Source organism: Amycolatopsis sp. NPDC004169 (assembly GCF_040610315.1).
Lineage (GTDB): Bacteria > Actinomycetota > Actinomycetes > Mycobacteriales > Pseudonocardiaceae > Amycolatopsis.
This window is the reverse complement of sequence record NZ_JBEXMD010000066.1, coordinates 1-21,053: the sequence shown is the minus strand read 5'-3', so window position 1 is coordinate 21,053 and position 21,053 is coordinate 1. Positions and strand designations below refer to the sequence as shown.

The window sequence follows — 21,053 nt, the reverse complement described above, 5'->3', positions numbered from 1 at the left end:
GAAGGCCACGGTTGACGCGCTCGACGGGTCTCGACCCGCGTACGGTGGACACATGAGCAAACCCCCGTTCGGCTTCGGACCTTCCGATCCCGACAAACGAGGTGAGAACGACCCCTCGGAAGGCGGGCAGCAGTCCGGCGCCGAGGCCTTCAACCAGCTCGGGCAGATGCTGAGCCAGCTGGGCCAGATGCTCAGCCAGGCGGGCAGCTCCAGCGGGCCGGTGAACTACGACCTCGCCAAGCAGATCGCCCTGCAGACGCTGGGCAGCGCCGGCAACACGGGCGAGAGCAAGCTCGGCTTCCGAGGCGGCGACGACGCGAACGCGGCGGTCCGCGACGCGGCCCACCTGGCCGAGCTCTGGCTCGACGCGGCCACGGTGTTCCCGGCCGGCGCGACGTCGACGGTGGCCTGGTCGCCGCGGTCCTGGGTGGAGAAGACGCTCCCCACGTGGCAGCGGCTGTGCGACCCGGTGGCCCGGCAGGTCTCCGGTGCCTGGATGCAGGCGCTGCCGGAGGAGGCCAAGCAGGCCGCGGGCCCGTTGCTGCAGATGATGGGGCAGATGGGCGGCATGGCCTTCGGTTCCCAGCTCGGCAACGCGCTGGCCCAGCTGGCCTCGGAGATGCTGACGTCGACCGAGATCGGCCTGCCGCTGGCCCCGGCAGGCACGTCGGCCCTGCTGCCGGCGAACATCGAGAAGTTCGCCGAGGGCCTGGAGCTGCCGAACAGCGAGATCCTGGTGTTCCTGGCCGCCCGCGAGGCGGCCCACCAGCGCCTGTTCACGCACGTGCCGTGGCTGCGCCAGCGCCTGCTGGCGACGGTCGAGGAGTTCGCGCACGGGATCTCGGTGGACACGTCCGCGCTGGAGTCCCTGGCCGGCCAGATCGACCCGGCGAACCCGGCGAGCATCGAAGAGGCGATGTCCTCGGGGCTGCTGGAGCCCCAGACGACCGAGGAGCAGAAGGTGGCCCTGCGCCGCCTGGAGACACTGCTGGCCCTGGTCGAGGGCTGGGTGGACGTAACGGTGGCCGAAGCGGTCGGCGACCGGCTCCCGGGAGCGGACGCCCTGCGCGAGACGCTGCGCCGCCGCCGCGCAACGGGCGGCCCGGCGGAGCAGACGTTCGCCACGCTGGTCGGCCTGGAGCTGCGTCCCCGCAGGATGAGGGACGCATCGAACCTGTGGAAGCTGGTGGGAGACCGCCACGGCCTGGAGAAGCGCGACGGCCTCTGGTCCCACCCGGACCTGATGCCCACGGCGGAGGACCTGGACGAGCCGATCGACTTCGCGGACCGAGTGGGCGAAGCGGGCTCGCTGGACGACCTCGACCCGATCGCCGAGCTGGAGCGGACGGAGAAGGCCGAGCGCTCGGAGCGTGCCGAGGGGCCGGAGGGTTCGGAGCCGTCGGAGAAGGACGAGCCGCCGTCCGACGAGGGCAAACAGCCCTGAGTTGGCAGCCCCGAGCTGGCAGCCCTGAGCTGAGTTCCCGGAGGGCCGGTGCCCCGCGTAAGCGGGCACCGGCCCTCCGCCGTTCCCAGGGAAGCGGCCCTTAGCTGACCCCCTGACCACCGGTCTTTCGTGGTCCCGTGCCAACCGACCAACCTTCGGGGGACACCCACCAGCCCGCCGTCAGGCGGGCGCGGCGCAGGCCGCCGCCGTCAGGTAGGCGGGCGCAGCCCCGCCACCGGCCACCCAGCGACCACCCGCGGACAGCCGCCAACCCGCCGTCAGGCGAACCCGTCCCGGCCGCAGCCCGTTCAGCGGGCGCCGACCAGAAGGGCACCCTGCCCAGCGACCGCCCTCCACCACAGCCCCCGGCCCCTCTCTCCCGCTCAATCCTCGGTGGAGATCCCCCACCCGGCAGCAGCCGACAACCCCTCCAAGTACCCGATCGCCCGTTCAGTCTTCGGATACCGCTGCACCAGCGCCCAGAAAGCCGCGTCGTGCCCGGGCTCCCGCAGGTGCGCCAGCTCGTGCACCAGCACGTAGTCCAGCACCCACGCAGGCACCTTCCGCAGCCGTTCGCTGACCCGGATGGTCGCGTCGACCGGCGTGCAGGAGGCCCACCGCGTGCGCATCGGCGGCACCCAGCGGACGCTCGCCGGCACCGCGGTGCCGCCCAGGTACTTGCCCGACAGCAGCGCGCAGCGCGCGAGCAGGGCTTCGTCCGACGTCTTCGGGGACGCCGGCCGACGTGGTTCCGAGCGCTGCAGTTTGCGCTCCATCTCGGCGACCCAGTGTTTCTCCTCCGCCCTGGTCATCCGCGCGGGGATGAGCACGACGAGCGTGTCGTCGTTCCAATACGCGGTGACCGTCCGGTGCCGGCGCTGGCTGCGCCGCACTTCGACCTTGTGTCCGGGTGTGTCCGACGAGGGGTTCGTGTCCCCTCGGCCTCTCAGTGAGGGCATGCGTGCTTCGACCACCCGACAACGGTACGGCCCGGCACCGACAACTCCGAGAGCCTTGAGGTCACAGACCCGAGTTGTCCACAGCCGGTTCCACTTGTGGACAACTCGGCCGTTCCGGCTCCTTCCGCGGCCTCCCGGTCGCCACCGGGTGCGATCCTGCGGACATGATCCTCGACACCGCGGACATGCCACCGGTCCTCCTGCCGGCCCACCCTGCCCTGCTCCCGGGCCTCACCGTGCTCGAACGCGGCCCCCGCGAGGTCCAGATCGGCCTCGACCCGCGCCACGGCGTGATCGTCGAGAACCTCTCCCCGCACCTGCTCGCGAAGCTGCGCGCCCTCGACGGCAGCACGCACGTCGAGCGGATCCTGCTCGCGGAGAGCGAACACCGGGACCAGCTGCACAGGCTGCTGCGGCAGCTGACGGCGCTCGGCCTGGTCACCGACGCCGGCCGTCCCGAGGGTCCCGGCTTCCGCGGCGAACCCGGCCTCTGGTCCCTGCGCGCCCGGCACCACCAGCCGGCGATGGCCGAGCGGCGGCGGGCCGCGGCGGTCTCGGTCCACGGCGCCGGCCGCGTGGCCGTGGCGGCCGCCGTGCTGCTGGCCAACGCCGGAATCGGGCACGTCGAGCTGCAGGTGCCCGGCACGGTCACCGAACACGACCTCGGCTCCGGGTTCACCGCCGCGGACCTGGGCCGGTCCCGCCGCCACGCCCTCGCCGACCTGCTCCGCCGGGTCGATCCCGAGGTCCGCGTCACCCGCCTGCACGACCGGCACCCGGACCTGGCCCTGCTGACCGACGCCGTCGTCCCGGCTCCCGAGCTCGTCGCCGAGCTGATGGGCGACAACGTCCCGCACCTGGCGGCGCGCGTCCGCGACGGCACGGCCATCGTCGGGCCGCTGGTCGTGCCGGGCCGCAGCTCGTGCCTGCGCTGCGCCGACCTGCACCGCACGGAACGCGACCCGTGCTGGCCGCGCGTCGCCGGGCAGCTCGCCGGCCGGCACCAGCGGCCGGATCTCGGCGCGGTCCACTCGTGCGCCTCGCTGGCCGTCGCCCAGGCCATGCGGCTGCTCTCCCCGAGCGCGCCGGCCCCGCCGACCTGGAACGCGACCCTCGAGATCGACGCCTTCGCCGGCCGCATCCGCCACCGGCGCTGGCCGCCGCACCCGCGGTGCCGCTGCGGCGCCCGGGAGGTGATCCTGGAGACGTAGCCCACGAAGTCGCCGCGCGCAGGCTGCGCGCCGCCGAGGCCGCAAGGCAGAATCGCCGTTGTGACCGACTTCCGCGACCCAGGCGATCGTGACACAGCGATGCCGCGCAAGGGTGCCGCCCGTACCGCCAAGCTCGCCAGTCTCCCGCTCGGCATCGCCGGCCGGGCGGTCGGCGGCTGGGGCAAGAGGCTCGCGGGCCAGAGCGCGGAACAGGTGAACGCGACGCTGTCGGCGAAGGCCGCCGAGCAGCTGTTCGAGGTGCTCGGCACGCTCAAGGGCGGGGCCATGAAGTTCGGCCAGGCGCTGAGCGTGTTCGAGGCCGCGGTGCCGGACGACATGGCGAAGCCGTACCGCGAAGCGCTCACGAAGCTGCAGGCCGCCGCGCCGCCGATGCCGGTCCGGCAGACCCACCGGGTGCTCGCCGAGCAGCTGGGCCGCACTTGGACCAGCCGGTTCGCCTCGTTCGACGACGAGCCGGCGGCGGCCGCGAGCATCGGCCAGGTCCACCGGGCGGTCTGGCACGACGGCCGCCCGGTCGCGGTCAAGGTGCAGTACCCGGGCGCCGACGAGGCTCTGCGCAGCGACCTGCGGCAGCTGCAGCGGTTCAGCAGGCTGTTCCAGGCGTTCGTGCCGGGCACCGAGGTCAAGCCGCTGCTGGCCGAGCTCGCCGAGCGGATGAACGAGGAGCTCGACTACCAGGCCGAGGCCCAGCACCAGCGCGCCTTCGCGAAGGCGTTCGACGGCGATCCCGGCATCCTGGTGCCGCGAGTGGTGGCGAGCGCGCCGAAGGTCGTCGTGACGGAGTGGGCGAGCGGCACGCCGCTGTCGAAGGTGATCGCCGACGGCGACCGCGAGACGCGGAACCTGGCGGGCCGGCTGCTCGCGGAGTTCCACTACTCGTCGCCGGAGCGCGTCCACCTGCTGCACTCGGACCCGCACCCGGGCAACTTCATGATCACCGACGACGACAGGCTGTGCGTCATCGACTTCGGCGGCGTGGCCCGGCTGCCCGAAGGCATCCCCCGCCACCTCGGCGAGATGACGAGGCTGGCCCTCGACGGCGAGTCCACCGAGCTGATGCGCCTGCTGCGGGCGAACCGGTTCATCCGGCCGGACAGCGACCTGACCGCGGAGGAGGTGCTCGCCTACCTGGCGCCCTTCACCGAGCCGCTGGCCGCGCCGACGTTCCACTTCACCCGCCGCTGGATGCAGAAGCAGGCCGGGCGGGTGGGCGACAGCCGCGGCAACGACTTCCGCGTCGGCCGTTCGCTCAACCTGCCGCCGGAGTACCTGATGATCCACCGGGTGACGGCGGGGTCGACGGGCATCCTGTGCCAGCTCGACGCGGAGATCCCGGCCCGCGGCATCGTGGAGCGGTGGCAGCCCGGCTTCGCCGGCTGAGTTGTCCACAGGTGGGGCCGCGAACGGACGGATTTCGCCGAGTTGTCCACAGACGCGGCGGACGGGGTTCCACCCGGTTGGCCGAGCCGCCATGCTCGAAGCATGACTGCTACGCAATGCACTGATCCGCTCGCCCTTAGTAATCCCGAGGCGGGCGAGGTGATGAACCTCGAACAGCTGCGCCAAGCCGGGGTGTCCGACCGAAGAGCCCGGCGGCTCTGCGGCCCGGGAGGGCCGTGGCGCCGCCTGCACCCCGGGGTCGTCCTGCTGCGCAACACCGCCCCGACGCGGCAGCAGCTGCTGCACGCCGCGCTGGTGCGCTACGGGCCCGGGGTGGTGATCACCGGCGCCGACGCCCTGCAGGCCCATGGCGTGAAGTGCCCGGCGGAGCGCGAGATCCACCTGCTGGTGCCCCAGGAGTGCCGAGTGGTGCCCTCCGAGGGTGTCCGCCTGGCGCGCACGGCCCGCTTACCGGACCCGATCGAGGTCGACGGCCTGCCGTTCGCCCCGCCGGCGCGGGCGACACTGGACCTGGCCAGGTCCGAGCCCGACCCGGCGCGCATCCGCCACCTGCTGACGTTGCCGCTGTACTGGGGCCTGTCGAGCCGCCGCGAGTTGCTGGCGGAACTCGAGGCAGGTTCCCAGCGCGGCACGGCAGCGGTCCGCAAGGTGCTGCGCGAGCTCGACGAGGGGCCGATCCAGGCCCACGGCCTGGCCACCCGAGTACTGGACCGGGTGCCTCTCCCCCCGCCGAGCTGGGACCAGACGATCTGCGACCGCCGCGGCCGCCGCATCGGCGAGGCGGACGCGTGGTGGGACGAGCTCGGCCTGGCCTGGCAGTACCGCTGCAGCCCGGGCACGGGAGGTGGCTTCAGCCACCTGGCCTTGGCGGCGACCGGGATCGTCCTGGTCCGCTGCACGGTCAGGCAGCTCCAACAGGTCCCTCAGGAAGTGGCCCAGGAGCTGGCCAGAGCGTTCGGCGAAGCATCCAGGACGCCTCGTCCGAAGGTCCGCGCGATCCCGCAGACACCGGCCGGCGACGCCGCCTGACCGCTCAGGAGAGCACAATGATCACCAGTACTCATCCGGCAGCTTGCCTTCGATGTCCCGCACGTGCTCCCGGGCGCAGTCCGGGCAAAGCCACCGCACGGTGCCACGTTCACGGGTGGAGACCCACGCGAGCGCCGTAGCCGGGTCGTCATCGGCGGCGCGGGCCCGCCCGCAGCGCGTGCACCCGGCGGCCTCCGGCGCGCTCACCGCAACCGTCCACAGTGGATCGCCTTGGCGCCCAGCAGGGAGAGGTCGTCCCGGTGGCCGAGGAAGTCCGGGCTCTCCGGATCGGTGAGCGCAGCGACGGCGGCGAGGTCATCGGCGTCGAGCCACTCCCCGGCCACGTCGGCAAACCACCCGACGCGGTGCACGACGTATTCGCGAAGGAGGTCCGAGCCGGGCATCGGGTGATCGATGAGCGCACCGAACGACTCGACATCCTCGAGCCCGGCCTCCCGAAGCGCCCGCGGCCACCCGTAGGGCATGCGCACGCTTCCCGGAATCGCGGCCCGCATCCGTTCGAACCAAGCCCCCCGCGCGGCGAGCAGCCGCTGCTCCAGCCCTGGCCGCCCGACACCCAGATCCCACGGAAGGCACCGCATTTCGAGCCCCCCTTCGCAGACGGCAACCACCCCACCCGGCCGCAAGAGGCCGGCGAGCGTCCGCAGCGCGGCCTGCTGATCACCGACGTGGTGCACAACCCCGGAGGCCCACACAAGATCGGCGGCGGGAACGGCAAGGGCCGGATCACTGAGATCCCCGAGCAGGCTGACAACCTCAACGGCCTCACCGGCAACCTCGGCAACGGCCCGTTCAGCCTCGACAAGCAGCTTCGGCGTGGCATCGAAGAGCACAACGGTGCCCCCGGAAGAAAGCGAGAGTTCGCGCGCGAACAGCACGCTCATCCCCCCAGCCCCACACCCGACATCGACAACGGTCGGCCGCGCCCCAACAGAGCCGACAAGCCGCCGCGCCACGGGCGCAAGCGCCGCGGCATCAAGGGCATCGGCCATCCGCAGTTGAGCCAGGCGGTCCGCCCAGTCGATGTGGTCGTGGGAGTGTCCGGACATCACCCCATTCAACACCAGCACCCCGCCCCCAGAGCCGCACGGAACCAGACCACCCAAAGGAGGCCCCAAACCCCAACAGCCCACCCCGCCACGGCGCACCGCACCCGCCCGCGGCAGCCGCCGGCACCCAGCACTGCACAACCGCGACCCCCTACGGCACGCCCCCGGCCCGACTCCACAGCACGAGCCTCGCTCGTCGCCACGGTCCGCGCGCACCCGCGCACCCGCGCACCCGCGCACCCGCGCACCCGCGCACCCGCGCACCCGCGCACCCGCGCACCCGCGCACCCGCGCACCCGCAAGGATGAGGCCCACCGACGCCCCGCCCGCATTCCCCATGCCGGAGCTCCGGCCGGAATCTGCGCACCAAGACGCCACTCGCCGCCACGGCACACCCTCCGGCCCGCAGCGCCCGACCGCTGCTGTGCGCTGGCAGGCCGCAACCGCGCCCCCGCGGCGCCGAACCCCGCCAGCAGCGGCCCTCCGCCACCGGCCGCCGCCCACTGGCCGTCCGCCGCGCTGCCCGCCGACCTCGCCGTCGCGTCGCCGAACCCCGGCCGCGCCATCCCCCGCCACCGGCGACCCACCTCAACCACCCGCGGCAAAACACGCAGGCCCCCGCCACCCGGAATCGGGTGGCGGGGGCCTGCGCTCAGTTCTGCTCCTGGTACCGCTCCGCCCGGCGGGCAGCCCATCGGGCTACTCGCGTCCACCGGCGGGCGGCACGGGCGCCACCTCGGGCCCGCTGGGCGCGGACCCCCTCCTCGATGTCCCGTATTCGGGCCCTGGACAGTTCTTCGTAAAGCAACATCTCGCTGATCTCCTCGATCTCGGTCTTCGTCAGCTGCAGCTCTTCGCTGCGGGGGTGGGCTTCGTAATCCCTGGTGGTAACCGGCTCGACGCTCATGCGGCGGCGCTCCGGTGGTCGCCGCCGGCCTTGGCCGCGGCGGGCTCGACGACTGCGTTCTTGCGCGGGCGGCCGCGGGGCCGCTTGCGCGCGATCACCGCGCCGCGCTCGAAGATCTCGCCGCCCCAGACGCCCCAGGGCTCGCGGCGGGCCAGTGCGCCCGCCAGGCAGGCCTCGCGGACCGGGCAGTCCGCGCACTGCGCCTTGGCGCGCTCGAGCTCGGCCGGGGACTCCGCGAACCACAGGTCCGCGTCGCCCGAACGGCAGGGCAGAGCGACGTCGGGGACGGCGATCGGGTCGAGCAGGTCGGCGAATATTGCCTCACCCGAGGTGTAGGCGATGGCCGAAGACATGGTGGTTCCTCCTTGTGTCGTACGGGTTTTCGGTTGAGTGCTGGAGCTGGGCAACGCTGGTTCCTCTTGGGTTGTGCAGCCAAAAACACGAAGGCCGCGGATCCGGGTTATCCGGTTCCGCGGCCTTCGTGAGCCTCAGTGTCCTGACGGGGTCAGGAACTTCGCTCCCGTATCGACAACGGAACACGGAACTGCTTGATGGTCGGCAGATCGGCCTGCGGGTACGCGGCGAGAACGCCCTGCGTCCCGAAGACGACGACACCGGTGGCCCAACGACGCGAGTCGCGCCGCATGCCACGGATCTCGTGAGCGCTCACGGTGCCGGCGAACACACCGGTGCCCGGGCGCTGAGCAGCCGCAACTTCCGCGGCGCAGGACAGACGGGTGCCCGGGTTCGTGAGCGTCATGTTGATGGTCATTTCACCGGCACCTCCTTCTGTACTCTGCACACGCAGCCGCCGAGCGGCACGTCTTGAGTTGACACTGCTCGTAGATCCCCAGTCGAGCCCTTCGGGCTCGGTACTGGCAGGTTATTGCCCCGCACCACACCGCTGCAACTCAATTAACGGGAAAATCCTCGAAGTTACGAAGATCGCCCCTGAGCAGCGGGTTCGCCGCGTCGATCATGGTCCGGACGCGGTCAAGACCCCGTCGACGCCCGGACGACCCCGAGGATCCCCGCGCCGAAGCGCTCGAGCTTCGTCGCGCCGATGCCGGAGATCGACACCAGCCCCGCCTCGTCGGCCGGGCGCTGCTCGGCGATGGCCATCAGCGTCGCGTCCGTGAAGACGACGAACGCCGGCACCTTCAGCTCGCGGGCCCGGTCGGCCCGCCACGACTTCAGCCGCTCCAGCAGGTCCTCATCCACTGTGGACGGGCAGCGCCCGCAGCGGCCCAGCTTGACCTCGAGGGTCTCCAACAGCGGCCCGCCGCAGACGCGGCAGCGCGTCTTGACCGGCGTCGACGGCTTCTGCTGTGACCGCGCCACGCGGGCGGCCGGGTGGTCCTCCGGGACCAGGCCGTAGAGGAACCGGCTGCGCCGCCGGTTGCGCCGCGCGCCCGGCGTGCGGGCCAGCGCCCAGGACAGCCACAGGTGCTCGCGGGCCCGGGTGACGCCGACGTAGAACAGCCGCCGCTCCTCCTCGATGGCCGCTTCGTCGCCGTCGGCGTGCAGGATCGGCATCGTGCCCTCGGCCAGGCCGACGAGGAACACCGCGTCCCACTCCAGGCCCTTCGCCGCGTGCAGCGACGCCAGCGTCACGCCCTCGACCGTCGGCGGGTGCTGGGCCGCGGCGCGCTGGTCGAGCTCGGCGTTGAACCGGGGCACGTCGGCGTCGGGAACCGCCGCCGCGAGCTCCTCGGCCAGCTCGACGATCGCCAGGAGCGCGTCCCACCGCTCCTTGGCCGCGCCGCCGGCGGGCGGCGACTCGGTCAGGCCGACCCGCGCGAGCACCGAACGCACCGTCGTGACCAGGTCGGAGCTGCCGTCGCCGCTCGCCGCGCGCAGCGCGGACATCGCCTGGCGGACCTCCGTGCGGTTGAAGAACCGCTCGCCGCCGCGGACCAGGTACGGGATGCCGGCGTCGGCCAGCGCCGACTCGTAGGCCTCGGACTGGGCGTTGATCCGGTAGAGGACCGCGATCTCGCTCGCCGCGACGCCGCCGTCGAGCAGCTCGCGCACCCGGCGCGCGACGGCGGCCGCCTCGACCGCCTCGTCCTCGAACTCGCCGAAGCGCGGCTCCGGCCCCGGCGGCCGCTGGCCGATCAGCTTCAGCCGCGAGCCCGCCGGCCGGCCGCGCGCCGCGCCGATCACGCGGTTGGCCAGCGCGACGACCTCGGGCGTCGACCGGTAGTCGCGCTCGAGGCGGACGACCGTGGCGTCCGGGTAGCGCCGCGTGAACTCCAGCAGCGGCCGCGGCGACGCGCCGCCGAAGGAGTAGATGGTCTGGTTCGCGTCGCCGACGACGGTCAGGTCGTCGCGGCCGCCGAGCCACGCGTCGAGCAGGCGCTGCTGCAGCGGCGTGACGTCCTGGTACTCGTCGACGACGAAGCACCGGTAGCGGTCGCGGAACTCCTCGGCGACGGCGCCGTGCTCCTCGAGCACCGCGGTCGTGTGCAGCAGGAGGTCGTCGAAGTCGAGCACCTGCGCGGCGTTCTTCAGTTCTTCGTACGTGCGGTATACCTCGGCGACCTGCGCGGCCGGGGCCGGGATGTCCCGCTGGGCGCGCGCGGTGACGGCCGGGTAGTCGTCCGGGCTGATCAGCGACGCCTTCGCCCACTCGATCTCGCTCGCCAGGTCGCGCAGGACCTCGACCTCGGTGCCGAGCTTGGCCCGGTTCGCGGCCTGGCCGACGTACCGCAGCTTGTTCTCCAGCAGGTCCCACGGCCGGTCGCCGACCACGCGCGGCCAGAAGTAGCGGAGCTGGCGGCGGGCGGCGGCGTGGAACGTCAGCGCCTGCGCCGCGTCGACGCCGAGGCCGCGCAGCCGCGTCCGCATCTCCCCCGCCGCGCGCGTCGTGAAGGTGACGGCGAGGACCTGACCGGCGGAAACGTGCCCCGATCGGACGAGGTGGGCGATCCGGTGGGTGATCGTGCGGGTCTTGCCCGTGCCGGCGCCGGCCAGCACGCAGACCGGCCCCCGCGGGGCACTGGCGGCGGCGCGCTGCTCGGGGTCGAGACCGTCGAGCAGTCGGTTCAGGCTCTTGGGTGAAAGTACGCCGGTCACGTCCGGCATCCTCGCAGAGGGGGACGGGGAAACGGGGCAGGGGCACGCGGCCGTATCCTGGTCATATGGCGGGACAGCAGGACAAGGAAGCGGCCAAGCAGGCCAAGAAGGAGAAGCGCGCGGCGAGCAAGGCACGCCGTGGCCAGCTCTTCGAGGCCTTCAAGATGCAGCGCAAGGAAGACCCTTGGCTCATCCCGTGGATGGTCGGCGCGATCGTCGTCGTGGCCGGCGTCCTGTTCGGGGTCGGGTTCTTCTTCGACATGCAGTGGGTGCTGCTGCCGCTGGGCCTGATCCTGGGCGGCCTGGCCGCCATGATCATCTTCGGCCGCCGGGTGCAGCGCACGGTGTACTCGAAGGCCGACGGCCAGCCCGGCGCGGCGGCCTGGGCGCTGGAGAACCTGCGCGGCCGCTGGAAGGTGACGCCGACCGTCGCCGCCACCACGCAGCTCGACGCGGTGCACCGGGTCCTCGGCGGCCCCGGCGTGGTGCTGGTCGCCGAAGGCGCGCCGCACCGCGTGAAGACCCTGCTCGCCCAGGAGAAGAAGCGCGTCTCCCGCCTGATCGGCGACACGCCGATCTACGACGTGATCATCGGGCACGAGGACAAGCAGATCCCGCTGAAGAAGCTCCAGGGCTACCTGATGAAGCTGCCCCGCAACCTCAAGCCGGCCCAGGTCGACGCCCTCGAGGCGAAGCTGGCCGCGCTCGGCAACCGCGGCGCGGCACTGCCGAAGGGCCCGATGCCGGCCGGCGCGAAGATGCGCAACGTCCAGCGGACGATCCGCCGCCGCTGACCCGCACGACGTCGAACGGCCCCCGTCCGGATCCGGACGGGGGCCGTTCGCTGTCCCGGCGGCAGTTCTGCTGCCCGCACCGGCCCTGAACTGCGGAAACACCCCTCACCCAGGTTCCCCGAGACGCACCCGCGCGTCCTGGTCCCGCCGCACGTGTCGATCGGTGGCTGGCTGGACCGGGCGGGAGGCGAAAGCGGGACCGGCCGGTATCAGCTCGCGGCTGGACGGCTAGCGCATCCGGATCACGACGGTGCCGGTCAGCCGGTCCAGCCAGCTGCGGCCGTCGGCGTTGCGGACCGCCGCCGGGATGATCACGAACGTCAGCGCGGCCCGGACCAGCGCGCGCAGCGGGCCGACCAGCGCGGCGCCGTCGAGCCGCGCGACGCGGATGCCGACCGCGGCCATGCCCGGGGTGAAGCCGAAGAAGCCGGCCGAGATGACCGAGATGACCGCCCACACGCCGCCGGACCAGAGGTTGAACTGCTGCATCGCCACCGGGTCCTGCAGGCTGGGGTGCAGGAAGATCGCCGTGACCAGGGCCGCGACCACCAAGTCGACGATCAGGCCGAGCAGGCGCGCGCCTCCGCTCGCCGCCGCCCCGACACCCGATTCGGGCAAACCGAGCTTCTCGCCCGGCCACTGAGAGCCACGTTGATCAGTGCCCTGGCCACCGTCTCCGGTGCCGGGCAGCCATTCACCGGTCCACCTCGCCACCCGTCTAGGGTATGCCGGTGGCGCGGACCACATCCGACCTGGTCGGATACCCGATATCGACCACCCGTTAACACCGGCGAAACATATGGGTGACGGTCGGGCAACACCGCACTTTTAGCGTGAGCCGAAGAGAGCACTGCCGTACGAGCTCGAACGAGAAGGAGTCACCGAGGGTGCCCACTACTCCAGACGACATCCAGCGCCTCATCGCCGATGAGGACGTCGAAGTCATCGACGTCCAGTTCTGCGACCTGCCCGGCGTGATGCAGCACTTCACGGTCCCCGCGAAGGCCTTCACCGAAGAGGCCTACGAAGAGGGTCTCGCGTTCGACGGCTCCTCGGTGCGCGGCTTCCAGTCCATCCACGAGTCCGACATGCTGCTGCTGCCGGACCCGGCCACCGCCCGGATCGACCCGTTCCGCAAGGCGAAGACGCTCGCCCTCAACTTCTTCGTGCACGACCCCTTCACCCGTGAGGCGTACAGCCGCGACCCGCGCAACATCGCGCGCAAGGCCGAGCAGTACATCTCCGAGTACGGCGTCGCCGACAACGTCTACTTCGGCCCCGAAGCCGAGTTCTACATCTTCGACTCGGTCCGCTTCGACTCCGCCGAGCACGCCTCCTTCCACGAGATCGACTCGATCGAGGGCTGGTGGAACACCGGCGCCGACGAGGTCGGCGGCAACCAGGGCTACAAGACGAAGTTCAAGGGCGGCTACTTCCCGGTCCCGCCGGTCGACCACTTCGCCGACCTGCGCGACGAGATCGTCCGCAACCTGCAGGGCTCCGGTTTCGAGATCGAGCGCGCACACCACGAGGTGGGCACCGCCGGCCAGACCGAGATCAACTACAAGTTCAACACGCTGCTGCACGCGGCCGACGACCTGCAGCTGTTCAAGTACATCGTGAAGAACACGGTGTTCGCGGCGGGCAAGACGGCGACGTTCATGCCGAAGCCCCTCGCCGGCGACAACGGCTCGGGCATGCACTGCCACCAGTCGCTGTGGAAGGACGGCCAGCCGCTGTTCCACGACGAGTCGGGCTACGCCGGCCTGTCGGACACCGCGCGCCACTACATCGGCGGCCTGCTCAAGCACGCCCCGAGCCTGCTGGCCTTCACGAACCCGACGGTGAACTCCTACCACCGCCTGGTCCCGGGCTTCGAGGCCCCGGTTTCGCTGGTCTACTCGCAGCGCAACCGCTCGGCCTGCGTCCGCATCCCGATCACGGGCAACAACCCGAAGGCCAAGCGCGCCGAGTTCCGCTGCCCGGACTCCTCGGGCAACCCGTACCTGGCCTTCTCGGCGATGATGATGGCCGGCCTGGACGGCATCAAGAACAAGATCGAGCCGCCGGAGCCGATCGACAAGGACCTCTACGAGCTCCCGCCCGAGGAGGCCAAGGACGTCAAGCTGGTCCCGGGCGACCTCGGCACGGTCCTGGACACGCTCGAGGCCGACCACGACTACCTCCTCGAGGGCGGCGTGTTCACCCCGGACGTGATCGAGACGTGGATCTCGTACAAGCGCGAGAACGAGATCGACCCGCTGCGCCTGCGCCCGCACCCGTACGAGTTCGCTCTGTACTACGACGTGTGATCCGCTAGGACGCCCACGGACACGCCGGTGGCGAGGAGCGAAAAGCCCTCGCCGCCGGCGTTTCTTCTACTCCGACGTCGACAAAACTCTCAGGTCCGCGCCCGCCGCCTCGAAACGGCCTCGCGGGTCCTCCACCAGCTTGCGGCGCTCCAGGTCCATCAGCCCCAGCGTGCACTGGATCTCCGCCGCCAGGGTGCCGTCCAGCTTGATGATGTTCGAGTTCATCTTGAACGTCTTGCCGGTGCCGAACTGCACGTCGCACGTCACGTCGACTTCGTCGCCCGCTCGCAGCTCGCGGCGGAACACCACGTGCGTCTCCAGCAGTACCGATGCCACCCCCGGCAGGCCCTTCACCGCGCCCGCCGCCTCGAGGAGCTCCAGGCGGGAGACCTCCCCGTACGAGTGGTAGACGGCGTGGTTGAGGTGGCCCAGGGTGTCCAGCTCGTAGTGCCGGACCTTGATCCGGGTCCGGAAAGGCTCGCGATCGGTCACCCGGCCACCTTAGGTCAGGCCTCGTAGAACAGGTGCTCCACCACCGCGTGCGCCCGGCGGGTGATGCGGCGGTACGAGTCGAGGAACTCACCGGGGTCGTCGCCCGCCGACTGGCCGAGGACGCGGGCCACCGCCGCCAGGTCGCGGCCCGAGCTCGGCACCTGGTCGACCGCCTTGCCGCGCACCAGCATCCCCGCGTTGCGCACGCGGGTCGCCAGCAGCCACGCCTCGGTCAGCGAGTCCGCCTCCGGCTGCTCGGCCAGGCTGGCCTCCGGGAGCACCGCCAGCGCGTCGAGGGTCGACGTCGTCCGCAGCCCGGGCACCTCGTGCGCGTGCTGCAGCTGCAGCAGCTGCACCGTCCACTCGACGTCGGCGAGACCGCCGCGGCCGAGCTTCGTGTGCAGGGTCGCGTCGGCGCCGCGGGGCATGCGCTCGGTCTCGACGCGGGCCTTGATGCGGCGGATCTCACGCGCCTTCGTCGCGTCCAGGCCACCTTCGGGGTAGCGGATCGGGTCGATCATCGCGATGAAGCGCTCGCCCAGCTCTTCGTCGCCGGCGATGAACCGCGCGCGCAGCAGGGCCTGCGCCTCCCACACCTCGCCCCACCGCGCGTAGTACGCGCGGTAGGACTCCAGCGTCCGGACCAGCGGCCCGCTGCGCCCCTCCGGCCGCAGGTCGGCGTCGACGACCAGGCCCGGATCAGAACTCGGCGCGCCCAGCATCTTCCGGACCGTCTCCGCGACCGACGAAGCGAACCTGACGGCGTCGGCGTCCGAAACCCCTTTGGACGGCTCGCACACGAAGAGGACGTCCGCGTCGGAGCCGTAGCCGAGCTCCGCGCCGCCGAGCCGGCCCATGCCGATGACCGCGATGCGCGCCGGCGTGCGGCCGAGTTCCGCCTGCCGCTGGCGGAACGCCGCCGCCAGCGCGCCCTGCAGCACCGCGACCCACACCGAAGAGAGCGCTTCGCAGACCGCCGGCACGTCCAGCAGCCCCAGCAGGTCCGCACACGCGATGCGCAGGAGTTCGTGCCGCCGCAACGATCGCGCGGCGCCGACAGCGGTTTTCAACCCCGGCTGGCGCCGGACGGCGGCCCGCAGCGACGTCGCCACCTCGGCGGGCGTGCGGCCCAGCAGCCGGGCCGGGTCGCCGAGCAGCTGGAGCACCTCCGGCGCGCGGACCAGCAGGTCGGGCACCAGCCGGGACGTGCCGAGCAGGAAGGCCAGGTTTTCCACGACCGTGCCCTCGTCCCGCAGGACCCGCAGGTACCACGGGGTTTCCTCCAGCGCCTCGGACACCTTCCGGTACGACAGCAGGCCGCCGTCGGGGTCGGGGGTGTCGGCGAAGAGGTCGAGCAGCACCGGCAGCAGCGCCTGCTGGATCGCCGCGCGCCGCGAGACGCCCGCCGTGAGGGCCTTGATGTGCTGGAGCGCTCCGTCGGGCGCGGTGTAACCGAGCGCGGCCAGGCGGCTCGCGGCCTGCTTGGTGGTCAGCCGCAGCGCCTCGGTCGGGACGTTCGCGACCGACTGCAGCAGCGGCCGGTAGAAGATCTTTTCGTGCAGGCGCCGGATGCCCTGGCCGTGCCGCCGGAACTCCGCGAGCAGCGTCTCGCCCTGGCTCTTGCCGCCGCTGGCCTTGATCCCGCTCGCCCGGGCGAGGATGCGCAGCTCGACGGTGTCCGACGGCGCCGGGAACAGGTGGGTGCGACGCAGCCGCCGCAGCTGCAGCCGGTGCTCGAGCATCCGCAGGAACTCGTAGGACGCGCCCAGCTCGGCGGCGTCCTGGCGGCCGACGTAGCCGCCTTCGCCGAGCGCATCGAGCGCGTCCATCGTGGACGGCGAGCGCAGGGCCGCGTCGACCCGGCCGTGCACCAGCTGCAGCAGCTGCACCGCGAATTCGACGTCGCGCAGGCCGCCGCGGCCCAGCTTCAGTTCACGCTCGGCGTGCTCGGACGGCACGTGGCCCTCGACCCGGCGGCGCATCTGCTGCACCTCGCCGACGAAGTTCTCCCGGTCGGCCGCCGACCACACCAGCGGCGCCACCATCTCGGCGTACTGGCGGCCCAGTTCGGCGTCCCCCGCCACCGGCCGCGCCTTGAGCAGCGCCTGGAACTCCCAGGTCTTGGCCCACTTCTGGTAGTAGCCGTGGTGGCTGTCCACCGTGCGGACGAGCGCGCCGGCCTTGCCTTCCGGGCGCAGCGCCGCATCGACCTCGAAGCATGCCCTGTCGACGACGCGCATCATCGTGCTCGCCAGTCGCGTCGCGAGGCCGAGGTCACCCCCGCCCACGAAGATGACGTCGACGTCGCTGACGTAGTTGAGCTCCCGGCCCCCGCACTTGCCCATCGCGATGATCGCGAGGGTGCCTTCGGCGGAGGCACCGGCTTCGGCCTCGGCGACGACCAGCCCGGCGGCGAGCGCGGCCTCCGCGAGCTCGGTCAGCTGCGCCGCGACCTCGGCGTAGCCCGGGTGCTCGAGCCCGGCTTCGACCACGTGCCCGAGGTCGGCGGCGGCGATGCCGAGCAGCTGACCGCGGTAGGCGACCTTCAGCGCCTGCTCGGCTTTCAGGCCGGTGAGCACCGATCCGTCATCGGCCAGGAGCGCCGTGCGGAGGGCTTCGCGGTAGCAGGCGGAGTCGGTGCACTTGTCCGCGGTGAGCGAGCGCCACTGGTCCGGGTTCACGGCGAGGAAGTCCGCGAGTGCGCTCGACGTCCCCAGCACGCTGAGGAAGCGGCCGCGGAAGGTCCGGTGGGTGCGCAGTTGCGCTTCGAGGTCGGCCCACTCGGCGGCGTCGGCCTCGCGGATCCGGTCGAGCCCGCGCAGCGCGAGGTCCGGGTCGGCGGTGCGGGACAACGCCGCGAGCACGTCGGCGGCCGACTCGGCCGGGCCGGCGTCGGACCACCAGCCTGCCGCGCGCAACTGCCCCTCGGCACGGGCGTCGGTGAAGCCGTACCTCGCCGCCGAAGCGGTCGTTCGCGCGCGGTCTGCCATCACCGACCACCGTAGCCGGGGACGGCCGCTCAGGCCGCGAGCCGGCCCGGCTCGGTTCCGGCGGGTGTCGGCTCGGGCACCTGGAAGCTGTGTGCGGTGACGGGGTGACGCCGCGAGAGGAGGTAGATGCCGAGGCCGACGCCGGCCCCGACGAGGCCGACCGCGATCGTGCCCGCGTCGCCGAGCGAGGCGACCTTGCCGGAGATCGCGCCGACGATCGCCGCCGCGGGCAGCGTGAACAGCCAGGCGACCACCATCCGGCCCGCCATCCGCCAGCGGACCGGCGCTTCCCGGCGGCCGACACCGGAGCCGACGATCCCGCCGGAGCAGACGTGCGTCGTGGACAGCGGGAAGCCCAGCCGCGACGAGACCAGGATGACCAGCGCCGAGCTCGTCTGGGCGGCGAAGCCCTGCGGGCCTTCGATGTCGGTCAGGCCCTTGCCGAGGGTGTGCGTGATGCGCCAGCCGCCGAGGTAGGTGCCGAGAGCGAGCGCGCAGGCGGCGCTGATGATCACCCAGACGGGTGGCGACGCGCCCGCCGGGAGCATGCCGGCGGTGACGAGGGTGAGCGTGATGACGCCCATCGTCTTCTGGGCGTCGTTGGTGCCGTGCGCGAGCGAGACCAGGGACGCCGAGACGATCTGGCCGACCTTGAACCCGCGCGTGGCCGGGCGGCCGCGCACCAGGAATCGGTAGACCAGGTAGGTGGCGGCCATCGCGACGAGCCCGGCGATGACCGGGCTGGCCGCGGCCGGGACCAGGACCTTCTCGACGATCTTTCCGAAGTGGACCGAATCGGTGCCGGCGGAGATCCAGGTGGCGCCGATCAGGCCGCCGAACAACGCGTGCGACGAACTCGACGGCAGCCCGACGAACCACGTCACGAGGTTCCAGACGACGGCGCCGATCAGCCCGCCGAAGACGATCGCCGGGCCGATCTTCGTGTCGTCGACCAGGCCGCTGGAGATCGTCTTGGCGACTTCGACCGACAGGAACGCGCCGACGAGGTTCAGCACCGCCGAGATCGCGACCGCCACCCGGGGCTTGAGCGCCCCGGTGGCGATCGACGTGGCCATCGAGTTCGCGGTGTCGTGGAACCCGTTCGTGAAATCGAAAATGAGGGCCGTGACGACGACGACCACGACCAGCAACGAGGGTTGCACCCCGACCTCCGCACCCTTGTGGGGACTCCTCCCGCAAGGTACCTGACGGGTGCGCCCGCCGTTAACAGGATGTTGCTGGTTGTGACCTCTGTCGTTAAGCCAACGGTAATGTCCGTTGACTCGTCACGGCCGGCTCGAGCTCCCCGGCGGCCAGCTTGACGAACCGGTGCGCGAACGGGCGCCACGTCTCGGCGATGTCGGCGTGCACGGTGACCAGCGTTTCGTGCTCGAGCGAGCCGGGGCGGGCGAATTCGGCTTCCTCGGGGCATTCCGCGGCCCAGCTCTCGACGACCTCGGGGGTCGTCTCGATGTGGAACTGGACACCGTAGACACACCGCCCGAGCCGGTAGGCCTGGTGGGCGTAGCGCGGTGAGGAGGCGAGCAGCTCGGCGCCGGGCGGGAGCCGGGTGATCGCGTCGGTGTGGAACTGCAGGACGTCCTGCAGGAGCGGCAGGTCGGCGAACAGCGGGTCGGTCCACGCTGCGTCTTTCTTGTTGACGAGGTGCGGACCGACCTCGGGCCCGTCGGGAGCGACCTCGACGCGGCCGCCGGTCGCGACGGCCAGCAGCTGAGCGCCGAGGCAGACTCCCAGGGTGGGCAGGTTCTGCGCGGCCGCCTTGCTCAGCAGCCGCCGGACGTCGGCGAGCCACGGGTGTTTGGCGTCGTCTTCGGCACCCATGCCGCCGCCGAGGCAGACGACGGCCCGGTAGCCGTCCAGCTCGGGCAGGTGCTGCTCCGGCAGCAGGCGGACGTCGAGTTCCGCGCCGGCCTCGGTCAGCCAGTCGCCGAGGGGGCCCACCGGGTCCGACGCGTCCGGCTGGATGATCAGGATTCGGGTCACGGTGTCCAGGGTAGGTCAGCAGGCGCAGCGGATCGCGGGTTCGGTGGTCCCTTCGACGGGGTAGCCGGCGGCGATCCACGCGGTGATGCCGCCGGAGAGCCGTTTCACCTTGAAGCCGAGCTGCGCGAGCTTGAGCGCGCCCTTGGTGGCGGCGTTGCAGACGGTGCTTTCGCAGTAGCAGACGTACACGAGGTCGCGGTCGAGGTGTTCCGTGCTTGCCGCGGTCAGGTCCCGGTAGGGCAGGTTGACGGCGCCGGGGATCCGGGCGTGGGCGAAGGCTTCGGGCGCCCGCGTCTCGACGACGACGTAGCCGTCGGTGCGGCCGGCTTCGAGGTCCTGGACGAGATCGTCGGGGTCGACCTCGAAGGCGAGTTCGGCCGCGAAGTGCTTCGCGGCGGCCTCCGGTGCCGCTGCCGGGTAGGCGAGGGTGCGTGTCATGGGGTAAATCCTGCTGGGCACAGGGGTTTCCGGACAGGGCACAATCGGCGTGGAATCCCGGGCCGGCCGGGGATTTCCCTGTTCTGGCCCTGCGAGCCCGGGAGAGTTGCGGTGGACCACCTCGACGACGTCGACTGGCGCCTGCTGGAGCTCCTCCAGTCCGACGGGCGGTTGAGTTTTTCGGAGCTCGGGCGCCGGGTGTCGCTGTCCGGTTCGGCGGTGACGGAACGGGTGCGCCGGCTCGAGGAGCGCGGCGTGATCACCGGGTACGCGGCGAGAGTGGACACGACGAAGCTGGGGTTGCCGATCGAGGCGTTGGTGCGCGCTCGGGTCAGGAGCCTGGACACGCCACGGTTCCGGACGGCGGTGTTGCCGCTGGCGCAGGTGGTGGCCGCGGATCACGTGACGGGTGAGGAGTGCTGGGTCCTGCGGGTACTGTGCCGGGATACGGCGGAGCTCGAGGAGCTGCTGGAAAAGGTGCAGCGGTACGGGGAGACGAGCACGTCGCTGGTGCTGTCGTCGCCGTTGCGGGGCCGGGGGGTGGGCCGGCCGGGGTTGGTTTGAGGTCTTGCGTGTGATCCGGGAGGCATCACGCGTGTCTGGAGGGGCATCACGCGTGATCGGGGAGGCATCACGGTGGCCGGGCTGTGTGCCGGAATGGACGACACGCGTACCCAGACGGACGACTCGCGTACCTGGATGGACGACTCGCGTACCGGGAGGGTCGGTTGGCGTGCCGGCCGGTCCGGGAATGAAGAAAGGGCCCCGGGAGACGTTTCCGTCTCGACCGGGGCCCTTCCCATTTGGTTAAGTTCGGCGGTGTCCTACTCTCCCACAACCCTTCGGTTGCAGTACCATCGGCGCTGTCAGGCTTAGCTTCCGGGTTCGGAATGGGACCGGGCG

20 protein-coding genes and 1 rRNA gene are annotated in these 21,053 nt (G+C 71.9%); 7 read left to right on the top strand and 14 right to left on the bottom strand.

Annotated elements, in window-relative coordinates; genetic code table 11:
* Positions 1-52 precede the first annotated feature (52 nt).
* Positions 53-1,444 (top strand): zinc-dependent metalloprotease, encoded by a 1,392-nt coding sequence (locus ABZX11_RS45210; protein WP_354924919.1) that lies wholly within the window; start codon positions 53-55, stop codon positions 1,442-1,444.
* A 383-nt stretch (positions 1,445-1,827) separates the two neighbouring features.
* Here ABZX11_RS45210 and ABZX11_RS45205 read toward each other — a convergent pair whose 3' ends face one another.
* Positions 1,828-2,337 carry a M48 family metallopeptidase gene (locus ABZX11_RS45205; protein WP_354924917.1) on the bottom strand — a complete coding sequence of 170 codons (510 nt, stop codon included), beginning with the start codon at positions 2,335-2,337 and terminating at the stop codon, positions 1,828-1,830.
* 230 nt (positions 2,338-2,567) lie between these two features.
* Between ABZX11_RS45205 and ABZX11_RS45200 the strand changes: the two genes are divergently transcribed.
* The 3 genes from ABZX11_RS45200 (at position 2,568) to ABZX11_RS45190 (ending at position 6,065) form a co-directional block, all read left to right on the top strand.
* On the top strand, positions 2,568-3,614 hold the full coding sequence (locus ABZX11_RS45200) for a ThiF family adenylyltransferase (RefSeq protein ID WP_176172812.1): 1,047 nt from the start codon (positions 2,568-2,570) through the stop codon (positions 3,612-3,614).
* 60 nt (positions 3,615-3,674) lie between these two features.
* Entirely contained in the window at positions 3,675-5,015 is a 1,341-nt protein-coding gene (locus tag ABZX11_RS45195; RefSeq protein WP_354924915.1) for an AarF/ABC1/UbiB kinase family protein, read from the top strand.
* Positions 5,016-5,177: 162 nt separating this feature from the next.
* A complete protein-coding gene (locus tag ABZX11_RS45190) occupies positions 5,178-6,065 on the top strand; it encodes a hypothetical protein (protein ID WP_354924938.1) in 888 nt (295 codons plus the stop codon).
* A gap of 21 nt (positions 6,066-6,086) precedes the next feature.
* On the opposite strand, the gene ABZX11_RS45185 is transcribed toward ABZX11_RS45190, so the two are convergent.
* From ABZX11_RS45185 to ABZX11_RS45160, 6 genes are all read right to left on the bottom strand, one after another.
* Positions 6,087-6,272: a hypothetical protein gene (locus ABZX11_RS45185; protein ID WP_354924913.1), complete on the bottom strand. Its 186-nt coding sequence runs from the start codon at positions 6,270-6,272 to the stop codon at positions 6,087-6,089.
* Entirely contained in the window at positions 6,269-7,135 is an 867-nt protein-coding gene (locus ABZX11_RS45180) for a class I SAM-dependent methyltransferase (protein ID WP_354924911.1), read from the bottom strand. Before ABZX11_RS45180 ends, ABZX11_RS45185 begins: the two co-directional genes overlap by 4 nt.
* Positions 7,136-7,787: 652 nt before the next feature.
* Complete coding sequence (locus ABZX11_RS45175) at positions 7,788-8,042, bottom strand: hypothetical protein (RefSeq protein WP_254896968.1); 255 nt, start codon at positions 8,040-8,042, stop codon at positions 7,788-7,790.
* A complete protein-coding gene (locus ABZX11_RS45170; protein WP_254896969.1) occupies positions 8,039-8,395 on the bottom strand; it encodes a WhiB family transcriptional regulator in 357 nt (118 codons plus the stop codon). Before ABZX11_RS45170 ends, ABZX11_RS45175 begins: the two co-directional genes overlap by 4 nt.
* A 152-nt stretch (positions 8,396-8,547) precedes the next feature.
* Positions 8,548-8,814: a hypothetical protein gene (locus ABZX11_RS45165; RefSeq protein WP_176172815.1), complete on the bottom strand. Its 267-nt coding sequence runs from the start codon at positions 8,812-8,814 to the stop codon at positions 8,548-8,550.
* A 221-nt stretch (positions 8,815-9,035) separates the two neighbouring features.
* Positions 9,036-11,129 carry an ATP-dependent DNA helicase UvrD2 gene (locus tag ABZX11_RS45160; RefSeq protein WP_354924908.1) on the bottom strand — a complete coding sequence of 698 codons (2,094 nt, stop codon included), beginning with the start codon at positions 11,127-11,129 and terminating at the stop codon, positions 9,036-9,038.
* 56 nt (positions 11,130-11,185) lie between these two features.
* Between ABZX11_RS45160 and ABZX11_RS45155 the strand changes: the two genes are divergently transcribed.
* Positions 11,186-11,914 (top strand): DUF4191 domain-containing protein, encoded by a 729-nt coding sequence (locus ABZX11_RS45155; RefSeq protein ID WP_176172817.1) that lies wholly within the window; start codon positions 11,186-11,188, stop codon positions 11,912-11,914.
* A gap of 228 nt (positions 11,915-12,142) precedes the next feature.
* Here ABZX11_RS45155 and ABZX11_RS45150 read toward each other — a convergent pair whose 3' ends face one another.
* Positions 12,143-12,532, bottom strand: a complete 390-nt coding sequence (locus ABZX11_RS45150; protein WP_354924906.1) for an RDD family protein — start codon at positions 12,530-12,532, stop codon at positions 12,143-12,145.
* A 269-nt stretch (positions 12,533-12,801) separates the two neighbouring features.
* Here ABZX11_RS45150 and glnA point away from each other — a divergent pair, with 269 nt between their 5' ends.
* Positions 12,802-14,226 (top strand): type I glutamate--ammonia ligase, encoded by a 1,425-nt coding sequence (glnA, locus tag ABZX11_RS45145; RefSeq protein ID WP_176172819.1) that lies wholly within the window; start codon positions 12,802-12,804, stop codon positions 14,224-14,226.
* Between the two features lie 66 nt (positions 14,227-14,292).
* Here glnA and ABZX11_RS45140 read toward each other — a convergent pair whose 3' ends face one another.
* From ABZX11_RS45140 to ABZX11_RS45120, 5 genes are all read right to left on the bottom strand, one after another.
* Entirely contained in the window at positions 14,293-14,718 is a 426-nt protein-coding gene (locus ABZX11_RS45140) for an acyl-CoA thioesterase (protein WP_176172820.1), read from the bottom strand.
* A gap of 14 nt (positions 14,719-14,732) precedes the next feature.
* A complete protein-coding gene (locus ABZX11_RS45135) occupies positions 14,733-17,708 on the bottom strand; it encodes a bifunctional [glutamine synthetase] adenylyltransferase/[glutamine synthetase]-adenylyl-L-tyrosine phosphorylase (RefSeq protein WP_354924904.1) in 2,976 nt (991 codons plus the stop codon).
* 29 nt (positions 17,709-17,737) lie between these two features.
* A complete protein-coding gene (locus ABZX11_RS45130; protein WP_354924902.1) occupies positions 17,738-18,871 on the bottom strand; it encodes an inorganic phosphate transporter in 1,134 nt (377 codons plus the stop codon).
* Between the two features lie 94 nt (positions 18,872-18,965).
* Complete coding sequence (locus ABZX11_RS45125; protein WP_354924900.1) at positions 18,966-19,712, bottom strand: type 1 glutamine amidotransferase; 747 nt, start codon at positions 19,710-19,712, stop codon at positions 18,966-18,968.
* A gap of 15 nt (positions 19,713-19,727) precedes the next feature.
* On the bottom strand, positions 19,728-20,150 hold the full coding sequence (locus tag ABZX11_RS45120) for a rhodanese-like domain-containing protein (RefSeq protein ID WP_354924898.1): 423 nt from the start codon (positions 20,148-20,150) through the stop codon (positions 19,728-19,730).
* Between the two features lie 111 nt (positions 20,151-20,261).
* Here ABZX11_RS45120 and ABZX11_RS45115 point away from each other — a divergent pair, with 111 nt between their 5' ends.
* Positions 20,262-20,714, top strand: a complete 453-nt coding sequence (locus tag ABZX11_RS45115; protein WP_354924896.1) for an Lrp/AsnC family transcriptional regulator — start codon at positions 20,262-20,264, stop codon at positions 20,712-20,714.
* A 247-nt stretch (positions 20,715-20,961) separates the two neighbouring features.
* On the opposite strand, the gene rrf is transcribed toward ABZX11_RS45115, so the two are convergent.
* Positions 20,962-21,053 (bottom strand): 5S ribosomal RNA (gene rrf, locus ABZX11_RS45110); the annotation flags it as partial.